The sequence below is a fragment of the Streptomyces sp. NPDC047022 genome (genome assembly GCF_040644155.1).
Lineage (GTDB): Bacteria > Actinomycetota > Actinomycetes > Streptomycetales > Streptomycetaceae > Streptomyces.
On record NZ_JBEYVV010000026.1, the window covers coordinates 93,942 to 107,128 of the forward strand.

Genomic DNA, 13,187 nt, shown 5'->3' on the forward strand with positions numbered 1-13,187 from the left:
GCCGCACGGTCGACACCCCTACAACTCGGGCGCGCTCACACCCGTACGAGTGAGGACTTCCACGACGATGTCCACGACCGCCTCCACGTCGGGGACCCAGGGCGAGGCGGAGCCGGCCAGCGGTGCACGCTCCCAGCGGACCTCCCCATGGCCGGTCGCGGACGGAGGCAGCGCCAGATAGCCGCCCTCGCCGTGGAAGCGCAGCGCCCCGGGGACGAAGTCCTTGGCGTAGAGCAGCTCGCCCAACTGCTCCATGGAGTACGGGGCCACGAGGATCGCCCAGCGGTGCGGCGTCGCCACGACCGGGCCGAGGCGCATGCCCTGTGCGTCGAGCGCGGCGAGTGCGCGCGAGGCCGCGAGGGCGGGCAGGCTCACCGCGCAGGGCGCGCCGCCCCCGGTGGCCAGCACGATCGGCGCGTACGGCCGGTTGGTCCACCACCAGCGCACCATGCGCTCGTCGGTGGTGGCCGCAAGCAGCCCGGGGTCGAAGGGGTGCGCACCGGGCACCGTGCATTCCGGGTCGGGGCATCCGCAGCGGGCACGCCCCTGCGGGTCCGGCGCCACGCCCGGGAGAATCGGCCACTGCCATTCGGTCGCGACGGTCAGGGCCGCCCCGATCATCTCAGACCCCCCGCCGTTCCGCCTGGACAGGAGCCTGCGTCGCCTTCCGAGGATCTCGCGCATGAGCGCTCGTTCCTTTCCGTTGCACGCCTGGCAACACCGAGGACCACATCACACCATGTGTCGATCACTTCACTCTGCGTACCTGCTGGCGCATCACACCCATGTACTGAAACAAGGGGAACCCCATATAGGCCGAGCATCGGCTGCGTCCGCGTCCATTACTGCGCCCACCACGAGCATGGGCATGGCGTGGGGTGGCGGCACCTGGCGATTTGCCGTCCCGCACATACCGGCCGCCTCCACCAAGGGAGGATGGGGTCGATCGTCGGTGGTTAAGACGCCCGGGTCCGGCGCCAGGTTCCGGGTGCCCCCAACCACCCCTGGCCCTTACCGAGTACGTACCCATCACGACCGCTGTGACGCTCCGTCGAACGAGGCCAGTCGACCGCAATATGGGGATACCCGAGGCTGTTTTAAGCCAACTTTGCTCTTCGGTACGACAGTCCGCAAGACCGTAAGGAGAGCCCCACGGACACCAGGAATCCCCGCAGGACAATGCTGGACATCCCCTCACGAGTGCGTGTACATGTGGAGCCACTGCTAGCGGCGCAGATTGACATGGGGGTTTGCGATGCTATCGAGCAATACGCGCCGGTCCGGAAGCCGGACACCATGAACGCCCCTCACCCTCCGAAAGTGGCCGGAATCGATTCGACGGTTCCGCTGCCCGCACACACTGTCGCGCCGACACCTGCCGCCCCGGGTGTCCCACCGGCCACCTCGCCCGCCCCAGCCGACCCCGGAGCACTCCTCCAGGACCGGCTCGCCGGCTGGGTCTCGGATCTCACGACTCTCCACGAACTGACCGAACGTCTGGCACGCACGGACTCCCTCCCCACGGCGCTCGAGGAACTGCTGCACGCCGGAGCCGCCCTCGTGGGCGCCCGCCGCGGACTCGTCGTGGTGGAACCCAGCGACGGCCTCGGCCCCGACTCCATGACCGGTCTGGGCCTGGCCCGCGCCGACCTGGGTCATATCGAGACCGTGCCGCGCAGTTCGATGCCGTACGGAAGGATCCTGGACGGACTGCCGGGCGGCGAGCGCGAGATCGCCCAGCCCGACCTGCTCTCCGAGGACGGGCTCGACCCACGCCACCGTGAGGTGGCCGCCCGCCTCGGCTACGCCGCCAGCTACACCCTGCCCCTGGCCACCGAGAAGGCGGGCCGGCTCGGCGCCGCCGTCTGGCTCTACGACGAGCCGGCCGAGCCGGCCGAGCGTCAGCGCCATCTCGCCGGCCTCTACATCCGCTATGCGGCGGAGCACGTGGCGCGGATGGTCGAGATGGAGCGCACGCGCACGTGCATGACCACCATCTCCGAAGAGCTGCTCCCCACCCGGCTTCCCCGGGTCCCCGGCGTCCAGCTCGCCGCACGGCACCGCAGCGGTCCGCGCGGGGGCGGCGACTGGTACGACGCGCTGCCGCTGCCCGACGCCGCGCTCGGGCTGGCGGTCGGCTCCGTCACTGGTTCGGGGCCCAGTGCCGTCGCCGCGATGGGGCGACTGAGGGCCAGTTTGCGCGCGTACGCCGTGATGGAGGGCGAGGACCCGGTGGCGGTCCTCTCGGATCTGGAGCTGCTGCTGAGGCTCACCGAGCCGGCGCGCTCCGCCACCGCCCTGTTCGCGTACTGCGAGCCCTCGCTGCGCAAGCTCACGCTCGCCGGGGCCGGGCACAGCCCGCCGCTGGTGATCGGCCCACGGCGCACGGAGTTCGTGGAGACCTCGCTGTCGGCACCGCTGGGCATGCTGGCCTGCTGGGAGGCGCCGAGCGTCGAGATGACCGCGGGGGCCGGCGAGACCGTGCTGTTCTACACCGACGGACTGCTGCAACGCACCGGGGATCCGGTGGACCGTGCCTTCGCCCGCCTGCACGCGGCGGCCGCGAGCGTGCCGAGACCGCTGCGCGGCGACCCGGGGGCCGTCGCCGACCACGTCCTGCGGACGGTGCTCCCGGACGGTCTCGACCGGACCGACAGCGCCGAGGACGTGGTCCTGCTGGCGGCACGTTTCGAGTGAGCCGAGGAGCGAGCCGGGGAGTCGGGCCGGGGTGGTGGGGCGGGTGAGGGCGCGAGTGCCGCGGTAATGGGCCTTCCGGCCGTGGGCCCCCTTCAGTACGACCGGTGCGACCGTACGATGGACGAGGCCCAGTGCCGTAGTGAAGGAGGATGACCGTGGCGGACGAGCTCACGCCGGCCGTGTCCGATTCCGCTGCTGACGCAGCGGCCCCGGAGGAGACCGAAGAGCCGATCAAGCAGCGCAAGAACGGCCTGTACCCAGGCGTGTCGGACGAGCTGGCCGAGAACATGAAGTCCGGCTGGGCGGACACCGAGCTGCACGACCTGCGCCCGATCGCCCAGGCCGCCGAGACCGCCGCCCGCCGCGCCGCGCTCTCCGCCCGCTTCCCGGGCGAGCGCCTGGTGATCCCCGCGGGCAACCTGAAGACGCGCTCGAACGACACCGAGTACGCCTTCCGCGCCTCCACCGAGTACGCGTACCTGACCGGCAACCAGACCGAGGACGGCGTCCTCGTCCTGGAGCCGGCCGCCGAGGGCCATGAGGCGACGCTGTACCTGCTGCCCCGCTCCAACCGTGAGAACGGCGAGTTCTGGCTCTCCGGCCAGGGCGAGCTGTGGGTCGGCCGCCGCCACTCGCTCACCGAGGCCGAGCAGCTGTACGGCATCCCGGCCTCGGACGTACGCGAACTGCCCGAGCGGCTTGCGAAGGCCACCGGCCCGGTCCGGGTCGTCCGCGGCCATGACGCGTCCGTCGAGGCGGCCCTGCACGACAAGGTCACCGGCGAGCGCGACGAGGAGCTGCGCGTCTTCCTGTCCGAGGCCCGCCTGGTCAAGGACGCCTTCGAGATCGGCGAGCTGCAGAAGGCCGTCGACTCGACCGTGCGCGGCTTCGAGGACGTGGTGAAGGTCCTCGACAAGGCGGAGGCCACCTCCGAGCGCTACATCGAAGGCACCTTCTTCCTGCGCGCACGCGTCGAGGGCAACGACGTCGGCTACGGCTCCATCTGCGCGGCGGGCCCGCACGCCTGCACGCTGCACTGGGTGCGCAACGACGGCCCGGTCCGCTCCGGCGACCTGCTCCTGCTGGACGCCGGCGTGGAGACGCACACGTACTACACCGCGGACGTCACGCGCACGCTGCCCGTCAGCGGCAGCTACAGCGAGATCCAGAAGAAGATCTACGACGCCGTGTACGAGGCCCAGGAGGCAGGTATCGCGGCCGTGAAGCCGGGCGCCAAGTTCCGCGACTTCCACGACGCCTCCCAGCGCGTGCTGGCCGAGAAGCTGGTCGAGTGGGGCCTGGTGGAGGGCCCGGTGGAGCGCGTCCTGGAGCTGGGTCTGCAGCGCCGCTGGACGCTGCACGGCACGGGCCACATGCTCGGCATGGACGTCCACGACTGCGCCGCCGCGCGTGTCGAGACGTATGTGGACGGCACCCTGGAGCCGGGCATGGTGCTCACCGTCGAGCCGGGTCTGTACTTCCAGACGGACGACCTGACCGTCCCGGAGGAGTACCGGGGCATCGGCGTGCGCATCGAGGACGACATCCTGGTCACGCAGGACGGCAACCGGAACCTCTCGGCGGGCCTTCCCCGGCGCTCCGACGAGGTCGAGGCGTGGATGGCGGCCCTGAAGGGCTGAGCCGGCAGGACGGACGAACAGAGACGACGGCCGGGCACCGCGATCGGGTGCCCGGCCGTTCATGTGTGTGGTGCAGGACGACCGGCATGGACAGTCCGCTCGGCCGCTTCGCGCCCCGCGAGGTCTCGACCGGCGAATTCCCCTTGTGGGACAAGGCACTTGCGCTGCTCAACGCCGATCTGACGGCGACCCTGCCCAGGCAGCGGCCTTTCCGGCTGATCGCCCTGACCTCGCTGCGCGAGGACGTGGACGTGCCTGAGGACGTCTACGTGGTTCTGTCCGACGGCGAGTGGCACGGCAATCCCCTGCATCCGGGCTCGGCGGCGGACCTCGCCCAGGCCCTGGCGGCCGTCGCCGACGCCGCGCAGGAGACCGTCGGTGAACAGCTCCGGCAGGCGTGGCCGCTGTGCGCGGAGCACGGCCTCGGCATGCATCCGCGTGCGGCCGACGGCCGGCTGTCCTGGTGGTGCGCGGGCGAGCGGGGGCTCGCCCGCGTCCGCGCGGCTGTGGGCGAGCTCGACAGGTCCGGCCCGGCACGGGACCGGCGCCGGCCGGTCAGCGGATGAGGTGGATGAAGACCTGAGACGTGGTGGCGCTCGTGTTCACCGCGTGGATGTAGCCCCGGGCGGTGCTGTAGACACCCGTGCCTCCCGTGATCGCCAGGGTGACGTCGGTGGGTCCGCTGCCGCCGATGATGAAGACTCCCTGCGCGGTGATGTTTCCCCCGGGCAGCGTGAGGGTGATCACGGCCTGCACGGTGATCGAGCCGTCCATATTGAGACGGGTCGTGGTCAGGGTCTCGTCGAACGTACCCACCTGGAAGCTGCCGTGCGAGAGATCTCCCGCGACGATGAGCTCGTCTCCCTGACTGGGCCCAGGAGGGGGCTGATCGATGCCGGTGACCTGCGTCACCACCGACGTCAGGTGAATGACCTCTCCACGGTCACGGGTCAGCGGGGGACCCGCGACGGTGGGTGCGGCGGCCGAGGCGAGTGGGGCGCAGCAGAGAGCGGCGGCCAGACCGGTGGCCACGCTCAGACCCAGACGTTTGATTCGGCGCATGATGCGTCTCCTGGTGAGATCCGTGGGGCGGTCAGGTGACCATGTGTCACATGAAATGCCGCGCCCATGTCAGCGTCCGGTCACCGTCACGCCACCGGCCGCTTCAGACCGGCAACGAGGTGCGTGTCATACCCGGACGGCCCTGGTATGGGCATGTCGCTCACGGCCCCACCACGAACCCGCGCGCCGCCGCGCGCTACACCGCCATCAGAGGCGCGTCCTTTCTCCACTTCAGGGTCTTGTCGAAGCACACCACCGCGCCGCCACGGTCCGGCGTGTTCCCGATGTGGACGTGATCGGCGAGTTCCTGGATGAGGCAGAGGCCCCGGCCGCCCTCGGCATCGGTGCGAGCCGGACGGATCACGGGACGCGAACTGCCGCAGGGGAATCCCGGGCCCGAGTCGGCGACCTCGATACGGCACTTCTCGCCGTCGAGGTAGGCCGTGACCCGGTACGCCTCCGACACACCACCGTGCACCGTGCCGCCGCCGTGCTCCACCGCGTTGGCGCAGGCCTCGCTGAGGGCGACGGAGAGATCGTAGGAGATGTCCGGGTCGACGCCCGCGGTCTCCATCGTTCCCATAAGCAGTCGCCGGGCGAGTGGCACGCTCGCGGCTTCACGGCGCAGATGGAGTGACCACCAGATGCTCATGCTCCAGCCTCCTGGCCGCGGCTCGACATACCGTTACGTATTGCCACCACCGCACAGGTGCAATCACCCCCTGCACGAGATCCCGCCCACTCGGGGGATGCGCCCGGACCCCGGACCGGTGTATGGGCATGCGCCCTCCACCAGAACGTGATCTTCCGGATCGCCTGTCCGACCGACTGGTCGTGTCCGGCGCAGCATTGGCGAATGCCGCGTTCCGGACCTGCCGCAGGGCGGCGTTGACGCCAGTGGGATGATGGGGCCGCCATGAGTGCCCCCCACCCGCGCACGGCGCGCACCGGATACGGACTCCGGGTCCTGCGGGCCGCGGTGTTCGCCGCGGTCTGCGTCGTGCTGGCCGCGGCGGGGCACGAGGTCGCCTCCTGCGGCACGATTCCGCTGTGGACGCTGGGCGCCGGGTTCCTGTGTGTGTTCGCCGTGACGGCCCCGCTCGCGGGGCGGGAGCGCTCGCTGCCGGGCATCGCCGCCGTTCTGGCGGTGGGCCAGGCCGTGCTGCACACGCTGTTCGGGCTCGGACAGCACTCCGGCACCATGCCGATGGCGGGCGCCATGCGGATGGCGGCGGACTCGGCGTCCGGGTCCGACGCCACGCTCGTGGCACGGGCCGCCCACCTCCTGTGCGGGGCCACCGCGGCGACGATCTCCCCCGTACAGGCCCAGAAGCTCCTCTCCGACGCGCGGCTCGGCACCGGTACGGGTCTGGCGGCCATGCACCACCCGGCGGACGCCATGTCGACCGCCCCCGGTTCCTGGTGGTCGCTGCTGCCTTCGGTGCCGATGCTGCTCGGCCACGTCCTCGCTGCCGTGGCCGCCGGATGGGTGCTGCGCCACGGAGACATGGCGCTGCTGCGGATCACGCGACTGTCGGCGCAGGGAGTCGCGGAAGGGGCGCTCGTACGCTCGCTGCGGTCGGCGCTCGCGCTCGTACGCGCCCTGCTGGCCGGGCTTCCCGGGGCACCGGGAGCGGGGCCGCGCGCCCCGCACCTCACTTTCCTCATACCGTCCGCACCGCGCACGGCGCCTCTGCAGCACACCGTGATCCGGCGCGGACCGCCGTCCCCCGCCCTCCACCTCCTCGCTGCCTGACACGACGCGCGACTCCACTGTCCTCGGGGCCTCCTCGAGACCTCTTCGAGACCTCTCAGAGGAGCTGCCGCCGTCGTGCGGCACGCGCGCGTGCCCGTCATGTGCCACACCCGTGGCCGTCCCGCGCACGCGTACCTCTTCCTCAACGGACTCTCACTCGGAGTGGAGTGCTCTCAGTCATGAAGGCCATCAAGGGTTCCCTGAAGGCGTCCCGCGTCGCCGTCGTCGGCGCCACCGCGGCATCGGCCGTCCTCGTCCTGTCCGTTCCCGCCTTCGCGCACGTCACCGTGCAGCCGGAGAACGGTGCGGCGAAGGGCTCGTTCGCGGTCGTCGACTTCAAGGTCCCCAACGAGCGCGACAACGCCTCGACCACCAAGGTCGAGGTCAACCTCCCGGCCGACCACCCGCTCGCCTCTGTGATGCCCCAGCCGGTCGACGGCTGGAAGGTGGACATCACCAAGTCCAAGCTCGACAAGCCGATCACGATGCACGGCAAGCAGATCGACCAGGCCGTCACCAAGGTCACGTGGACCACCACCGGCAAGGGCATCGAGCCGGGCTACTTCCAGAAGTTCCCGCTGTCGATCGGCATGCTGCCCGAGGACACCGACCAGCTGGTCTTCAAAGCCCTGCAGACGTACTCCAACAACGAGGTCGTCCGCTGGATCGAACCGCAGAAGTCCGGCCAGGAAGAGCCGGACAACCCGGCCCCCGTGCTCCAGTTGACGAGCGCCTCCGACGCCGGGTCCGGTCACCACGGCACCCCGGCCGAGGACGCCTCGGCGCCCAAGGACACCACTGCCCAGGCTTCCTCAGGCGACAGTGACACCACCGCCCGCGTGCTCGGCGTCGTGGGCATCGTCGTCGGCGCCGCGGGTGTGGCGTACGGCGTGCTGGCCGGCCGCCGACGCACCACCGAGGTCTGACGGGTCCGATCCGGGCCCGCGCGGGGGCCGACCGCCGGCGCCGTACCGTCGGCGCGCGGCCCCCGCGCACACCGAAGCACTCACATCTGGGACATTTCTCCATGCGAAAGAAGAAGACGCTCGCCGCGGCGGCCCTCCTCGCCTCCGCCACGCTGGCCCTCTCCGCCTGCGGATCGGGCGGCAACGGCGACAAGCCGGTCGTCTCGGTTTCCGCCGAGAACGGCGCAGGCAAGGCCGGAACCGTGCTCGATCCGCCCTTCACGAAGCCGGATCTCGTGCTCACCGATACCCACGGCAAGAAGTACGACCTCCGCGCCGAGACCAAGGGCAGGCCGACGCTCATCTACTTCGGCTACACCCACTGCCCCGACGTCTGCCCCCTGACCATGAACAACCTCGCCGTCGCCAAGAAGGAGGTGGACAAGAGCACGCAGCTGACCCAGGCGCAGAAGGACTCGCTGCGCATCGTGTTCGTCACCACCGACCCGGAGCGTGACACGCCCTCGTCCCTCGGCACCTGGCTCAAGCAGATCGACCCCGATGTCATCGGCCTGACCGGGGACTTCACCAAGATCCAGGCCGGTGCCCGGAGCCTTGGCATCAGTATCGAGGCGCCGCGGAAGGAGAAGGACGGCAAGATCGTCTCCACTCACGGCAGCCAGGTCATCGCGTTCTCCCCGAAGAACGACGGGGGCTATGTGCTGTACACCCAGAGCGCGACCGTCGACGACTACACCAAGGACCTCCCCAAGATCATCAAGGGGGAGAACCCGTGAACCACCGTCCCGGCGGCTCCGCCGCCATGACGTCCAGGAAGACAGCCGCGATGACAGCCACGGCGATAGGCACGGCCCTCGCCCTCGCGGCCTGCGGCGGGCAGGGCGGATCGTCCTCGGCCGAGCCTCGGCTCAAGGTCACCAGCTCCTACATGCCCGCCCCGGTCACGAACGACATGGCGGCCGGGTTCTTCACCGTCACCAACTCCGGCGGCGCCGACACCCTCATCTCCGTCACCAGCTCACTCGCCGGTGACATCACGCTGCACTCCACCAAGAACGGCGAGATGGAGGAGGAGAAGTCGTTCGCCGTGCCCGCGGACGGCAGGCTCGACTTCGCGAGCGGCGGCAACCATGTCATGTTCGAGAAGCTCACCCACAAGCCCAAACAGGGCGAAAAGGTCACTGTGCGGCTGCACTTTGCCAAGTCCGGAACCGTCACGGTCGAGATGCCGGTGAAGTCACCGACGTACAACCCTGAGACCGGGCACTGAAAGAGGGATCACCGTGACGCAGGCCATCGCTCCCGACGGGCACGTCCAGGGCACCGCCCGGACGGCGCCCCCGCGCACGCTCAGGACCCGGGCGGCCCGCGCCCTGCTGGCGCTTCTGCTCGGCGTCATCGGCGTCGCGGGTGCGCTGCTCGGCGGGGCCGCCCCCGCCTCCGCGCACGCCGCGCTGCTGGGCAGCGACCCCGCTCAGGAATCGGTGGTCGACACGGCACCCACCCAGGTCACCCTGACCTTCTCCGAGAAGGTGGCACTCTCGGACGGCTCGCTGCGCGTCCTCGATCCGAAAGGGCAGCGCGTCGACACCGGTGAGGCATCCAATCTGACCGGCACGATGTACGGCGTGCAGGTACGCCCGGGACTGTCCCGCGGCACCTACACGGTCACCTACAAGGTGGTTTCGGCGGACAGCCACCCCGTCTCCGGCGCCTTCACCTTCTCCGTCGGCGCCCCGTCCGCGACCTCGGTCAGCGCCTCCGGCCAGGCCGTGGGCGGCGGTGTCGTCGGCGGGCTCTACGGGTTCGCGCGGTACGTGTCCTACGCCGGATTCATCGTGCTGACCGGCGGCGCGGCCTTCGTGCTGGCCTGCTGGCAGCGGGGCGCCGGGGTGCGGGCGGTGCAGCGGCTCGTGGTCTCGGGGTGGCTGGCGCTCACCTCCGCCACGCTCGCGCTGCTGCTTCTGCGCGGTTCGTACACCGGCTCGGGGAAGGTGGCCGACATCTTCGACCTCTCCTTGCTCGGACAGGTCCTCCAGACCAAGACGGGCGCGGCGCTGGTCTCCCGGCTGCTGCTGCTCGCGGCAGGGGCGCTGTTCATCGCGGTGATGTTCGGCGCGTATGTGAAGCGGGGCGTCGAAGGCGCCGAAGCCGGCCCGGAGGCCGAGGGGCCGGAGGCGGAGAAGGCGGACCTCGGCCCGGAGCCGGAAGGCATCGGCCCGGAGCCGGAAAGCCCTGGCCCGGAGCCCGAAGGTCTTGCACGGGCAACGGAAGATCTCGACCTCGCCGCGGAGAAGAAGGACCTCACCTTCGGGCTCGCCATCGGCGGGACCGTCATCGCGGCGGGGCTGGCGGCGACCTGGGCGATGGCCGAGCACGCGTCCACCGGGATCCAGACCGGCCTCGCGATGCCGGTCGACGTCCTGCATCTGCTGGCGGTCGCCGTCTGGCTGGGCGGACTCACGACGCTGCTGGTCGCGCTGTACCGGGCGCCTTCGATCGAGCCGGCGGCCGTGCGCCGTTTCTCACGCGTCGCGTTCGGCAGCGTCCTCGCCGTGGTCGCGACCGGGGTCTACCAGTCCTGGCGGCAGCTCGGCTCCTGGTCGGCGCTGACCGGGACGGCGTACGGACAACTGCTGCTCGTCAAGGTCGCTCTGGTCGCCGTACTCATCGGCGTCGCCTGGTTCTCACGGCGCTGGACGGCGCGGCTGGCGGACGCCCCGACCGCGGCGGAGACGGCCCGTGATGCGGACGGAACCGATGAAACGGACGAGAGGGGCGAGGAGGACGCGAAGGACGAGCAGAGCGGGAGGGAGCGGGCGACGGTGGCGGCGCACGCCTCGGCCGAGGGCGTTGCGTCCGCCGGTACCAGGGGCTCCGGGACCGCGGTCTCCTCGGCGTCCGGCGACTCCGGGCGTGCGGCTCAGCTCGCCCGGCAGCAGGCGGCGATGGCCGCCGCGCGGGCCAAGCGGCTGCGGGACCGCGATCCCGTACGGTCGGGGCTGCGCCGCTCCGTGCTCGCCGAGGCGGCCATCGCGGTCGTGGTGCTCGCCGTCACCACCGCCCTGACGACCACCGAACCCGGGCGCACGGAGGAGGCCGTCAAGGCCATCGGCACGACCACGTCCCAGCGGTCCGGACCCCTGTCGGTGAAGATGCCCTTCGACACGGGCGGCCAGGACGGCAAGGGCACCGTGCAGGTCACCCTCGACCCGGCCCGCGTCGGCGCCGACGAGCTGCACGTCTATGTGGTGCGGCCGGACGGCAAGGCCTTCGACGTCCCCGAGGTGAAGCTCGCCCTCACGCTGAAGGCGAAGTCCATCGGTCCGCTGCCGGTCGTGCCGGACCGCGTCGCCACCGGCCACTGGTCGGCGGCCGGTGTGCAGATCCCCATGGCGGGCGACTGGGAGGTCGCGGTGACCGTGCGGACGTCCGACATCGATGAAACGACCGTGACCAAGAACGCGAAGATCGGCTGAACCCCACCATGGCTGACCGTTCCACTCCTCAGGCGCCGTCCGAGGACATCCCTCCCCGGACGAGCACGGCGAACAAGACAAACAGAACGGACAAGGCGAGCAAGACAAGCGCAGCCGGCACACCGGACAAGGGCCGCACCGTCGCGAAGGGCGCCCCCCGGCAGTCGCGCGTCCCCGACGGGACCGTGTCCGGGGGCGCCGTCTCCGACGACGCGACCGCCACCGCCCGGGTCTCGCGGCGGCGGCTCCTCGCCACGGCGGGCGCCACCGGGCTCGCGCTGGGCGCGGCAGGCGGGGCCGCCGGGTATGCGGCGGCGCCCTCCGAGAAGACCGCACCCCTGACGTCGCTCGGCGCGGACCGGGCGATGTTTCACGGGAAACATCAGCCCGGCATCACCGACGCCCTCCAGTCCCGCGGTCATCTCGTCGCCTTCGACCTGGCGGGAGGCACCGGCCGCAAGGAGGCCGCCGCCCTGCTGCGCCGCTGGTCGGCCACGGCCGAGCGGCTGATGGCGGGCGCGAGCGCGGCGCACGACGACACCGACGTCGCACGTGACGCCGGGCCCTCGTCCCTGACCTTCACCTTCGGTTTCGGGTACGGCTTCTTCTCCCGTACAGGCCTGGAGAAGCAGCGTCCCGCCGCCCTGGACCCCCTGCCCGACTTCTCCTCCGATCGCCTCGACAAGGCGCGCAGCAACGGCGATCTGTGGGTGCAGATCGGCGCCAATGACGCACTCGTCGCCTTCCACGCGCTGCGCGCGATCCAGAAGGACGCCGGGAGCGCGGCCCGGCTGCGCTGGCAGATGAACGGCTTCAACCGGTCCCCGGGGGCGACCGCGCACCCCATGACGGCCCGCAATCTGATGGGCCAGATCGACGGCACCCGCAATCCGAAGCCGTCCGATGGCGACTTCGACCAGCGGATCTTCGTACCGGCCTCCGGCGACCCGGGCTGGATGGCGAACGGCTCCTACGCCGTCGTACGCCGGATCCGCATGCTCCTGGACGACTGGGAGAAGCTCTCCGTCGCCGCCCAGGAGCAGGTCATCGGGCGCCGTAAGTCCACCGGGGCACCGCTCAGCGGCGGCAGCGAGACGACCGCGATGGACCTGGACAAGACCGGCCCCGACGGGAGCCCGGTCGTCCCTTTGAACGCGCACGCGCGCATCACCCGCCCCGACCAGAACGGCGGTGCGGCGATGCTGCGCCGCCCGTTCTCCTTCCACGACGGCTTCGACGCGGACGGCGCTCCGGACGCGGGCCTGCTGTTCGTCTGCTGGCAGGCGGACCCGCTGCGCGGCTTCGTCCCGGTGCAGCGCAAGCTGGACCGGGGGGACGCGCTGTCGACGTTCACCCGCCACGAGGCGAGCGGCCTGTTCGCCGTGCCGGGCGGCGCGGCGGAAGGGGAGTACGTGGGGCAGCGGCTGCTGGAGGGCTGACCTGCGGGCGCTCACCCCCCGGCGCCCCTGGCGCGGATGTCCCCCGGAAAGGGGCCCTTCCTCTGGGAGCACAACGCTTCCGGCCGGGGACCACTAGTAGATTGTCGCGGCTTAATTTTGCCGTGTGGTTGGGTAGAGGTGGCGCAGTTTCACGCGTGCGTCGTCGGTGGTGAAGTGCCAGTCGACTT

Annotated in this window: 12 protein-coding genes; 9 read left to right on the forward strand and 3 right to left on the reverse strand. The window is 71.0% G+C overall.

Going from position 1 to position 13,187, the window contains the following annotated elements; genetic code table 11:
- Nucleotides 1–18: 18 nt before the first annotated feature.
- Nucleotides 19–684, reverse strand: coding sequence for a bifunctional DNA primase/polymerase (locus ABZ845_RS24005; protein WP_360982918.1), 666 nt, complete (start codon nucleotides 682–684; stop codon nucleotides 19–21).
- A gap of 495 nt (nucleotides 685–1,179) precedes the next feature.
- Between ABZ845_RS24005 and ABZ845_RS24010 the strand changes: the two genes are divergently transcribed.
- The 3 genes from ABZ845_RS24010 (at nucleotide 1,180) to ABZ845_RS24020 (ending at nucleotide 4,903) form a co-directional block, all read left to right on the forward strand.
- A complete protein-coding gene (locus ABZ845_RS24010; protein ID WP_360982920.1) occupies nucleotides 1,180–2,697 on the forward strand; it encodes a PP2C family protein-serine/threonine phosphatase in 1,518 nt (505 codons plus the stop codon).
- Nucleotides 2,698–2,852: 155 nt separating this feature from the next.
- Nucleotides 2,853–4,337: an aminopeptidase P family protein gene (locus tag ABZ845_RS24015; protein WP_360982922.1), complete on the forward strand. Its 1,485-nt coding sequence runs from the start codon at nucleotides 2,853–2,855 to the stop codon at nucleotides 4,335–4,337.
- Nucleotides 4,338–4,423: 86 nt separating this feature from the next.
- Entirely contained in the window at nucleotides 4,424–4,903 is a 480-nt protein-coding gene (locus ABZ845_RS24020; protein WP_360982924.1) for a hypothetical protein, read from the forward strand.
- On the opposite strand, the gene ABZ845_RS24025 is transcribed toward ABZ845_RS24020, so the two are convergent.
- Together ABZ845_RS24025 and ABZ845_RS24030 are read right to left on the reverse strand one after the other, a co-directional pair.
- A complete protein-coding gene (locus ABZ845_RS24025) occupies nucleotides 4,893–5,399 on the reverse strand; it encodes a hypothetical protein (protein WP_360982926.1) in 507 nt (168 codons plus the stop codon). The two genes, ABZ845_RS24020 and ABZ845_RS24025, sit on opposite strands and share 11 nt — an antisense overlap.
- Before the next feature lie 196 nt (nucleotides 5,400–5,595).
- Complete coding sequence (locus ABZ845_RS24030) at nucleotides 5,596–6,051, reverse strand: ATP-binding protein (protein WP_360982928.1); 456 nt, start codon at nucleotides 6,049–6,051, stop codon at nucleotides 5,596–5,598.
- A gap of 264 nt (nucleotides 6,052–6,315) precedes the next feature.
- Between ABZ845_RS24030 and ABZ845_RS24035 the strand changes: the two genes are divergently transcribed.
- From ABZ845_RS24035 to efeB, 6 genes are all read left to right on the forward strand, one after another.
- Nucleotides 6,316–7,155, forward strand: a complete 840-nt coding sequence (locus ABZ845_RS24035) for a hypothetical protein (protein ID WP_360982930.1) — start codon at nucleotides 6,316–6,318, stop codon at nucleotides 7,153–7,155.
- Nucleotides 7,156–7,334: 179 nt separating this feature from the next.
- The gene (locus tag ABZ845_RS24040; RefSeq protein ID WP_360982932.1) at nucleotides 7,335–8,081 is read left to right on the forward strand and encodes a YcnI family protein; all 747 of its coding nucleotides are present in this window, start codon (nucleotides 7,335–7,337) and stop codon (nucleotides 8,079–8,081) included.
- Nucleotides 8,082–8,182: 101 nt separating this feature from the next.
- Nucleotides 8,183–8,857: an SCO family protein gene (locus ABZ845_RS24045; RefSeq protein ID WP_360982934.1), complete on the forward strand. Its 675-nt coding sequence runs from the start codon at nucleotides 8,183–8,185 to the stop codon at nucleotides 8,855–8,857.
- Nucleotides 8,858–8,907: 50 nt separating this feature from the next.
- A complete protein-coding gene (locus ABZ845_RS24050; protein WP_360982959.1) occupies nucleotides 8,908–9,351 on the forward strand; it encodes a copper chaperone PCu(A)C in 444 nt (147 codons plus the stop codon).
- A 103-nt stretch (nucleotides 9,352–9,454) separates the two neighbouring features.
- Nucleotides 9,455–11,560, forward strand: a complete 2,106-nt coding sequence (locus ABZ845_RS24055) for a copper resistance protein CopC (protein WP_360982961.1) — start codon at nucleotides 9,455–9,457, stop codon at nucleotides 11,558–11,560.
- Nucleotides 11,561–11,568: 8 nt separating this feature from the next.
- Nucleotides 11,569–12,999, forward strand: coding sequence for an iron uptake transporter deferrochelatase/peroxidase subunit (efeB, locus tag ABZ845_RS24060; protein WP_360982936.1), 1,431 nt, complete (start codon nucleotides 11,569–11,571; stop codon nucleotides 12,997–12,999).
- Nucleotides 13,000–13,187: the final 188 nt, after the last annotated feature.

What these genes read in the sequence shown, in the direction of transcription:
- ABZ845_RS24020 (WP_360982924.1), top strand. Translation starts at nt 4,424, where the DNA reads ATGGACAGTCCGCTCGGCCGCTTCGCGCCCCGCGAGGTCTCGACCGGC.
- ABZ845_RS24050 (WP_360982959.1), top strand. Translation starts at nt 8,908, where the DNA reads ATGACAGCCACGGCGATAGGCACGGCCCTCGCCCTCGCGGCCTGCGGC.
- efeB (WP_360982936.1), top strand. Translation starts at nt 11,569, where the DNA reads ATGGCTGACCGTTCCACTCCTCAGGCGCCGTCCGAGGACATCCCTCCC.
- ABZ845_RS24035 (WP_360982930.1), top strand. Translation starts at nt 6,316, where the DNA reads ATGAGTGCCCCCCACCCGCGCACGGCGCGCACCGGATACGGACTCCGG.
- ABZ845_RS24045 (WP_360982934.1), top strand. Translation starts at nt 8,183, where the DNA reads ATGCGAAAGAAGAAGACGCTCGCCGCGGCGGCCCTCCTCGCCTCCGCC.
- ABZ845_RS24040 (WP_360982932.1), top strand. Translation starts at nt 7,335, where the DNA reads ATGAAGGCCATCAAGGGTTCCCTGAAGGCGTCCCGCGTCGCCGTCGTC.
- ABZ845_RS24025 (WP_360982926.1), bottom strand. Translation starts at nt 5,399, where the DNA reads ATGCGCCGAATCAAACGTCTGGGTCTGAGCGTGGCCACCGGTCTGGCC.
- ABZ845_RS24005 (WP_360982918.1), bottom strand. Translation starts at nt 684, where the DNA reads ATGCGCGAGATCCTCGGAAGGCGACGCAGGCTCCTGTCCAGGCGGAAC.
- ABZ845_RS24010 (WP_360982920.1), top strand. Translation starts at nt 1,180, where the DNA reads ATGCTGGACATCCCCTCACGAGTGCGTGTACATGTGGAGCCACTGCTA.
- ABZ845_RS24030 (WP_360982928.1), bottom strand. Translation starts at nt 6,051, where the DNA reads ATGAGCATCTGGTGGTCACTCCATCTGCGCCGTGAAGCCGCGAGCGTG.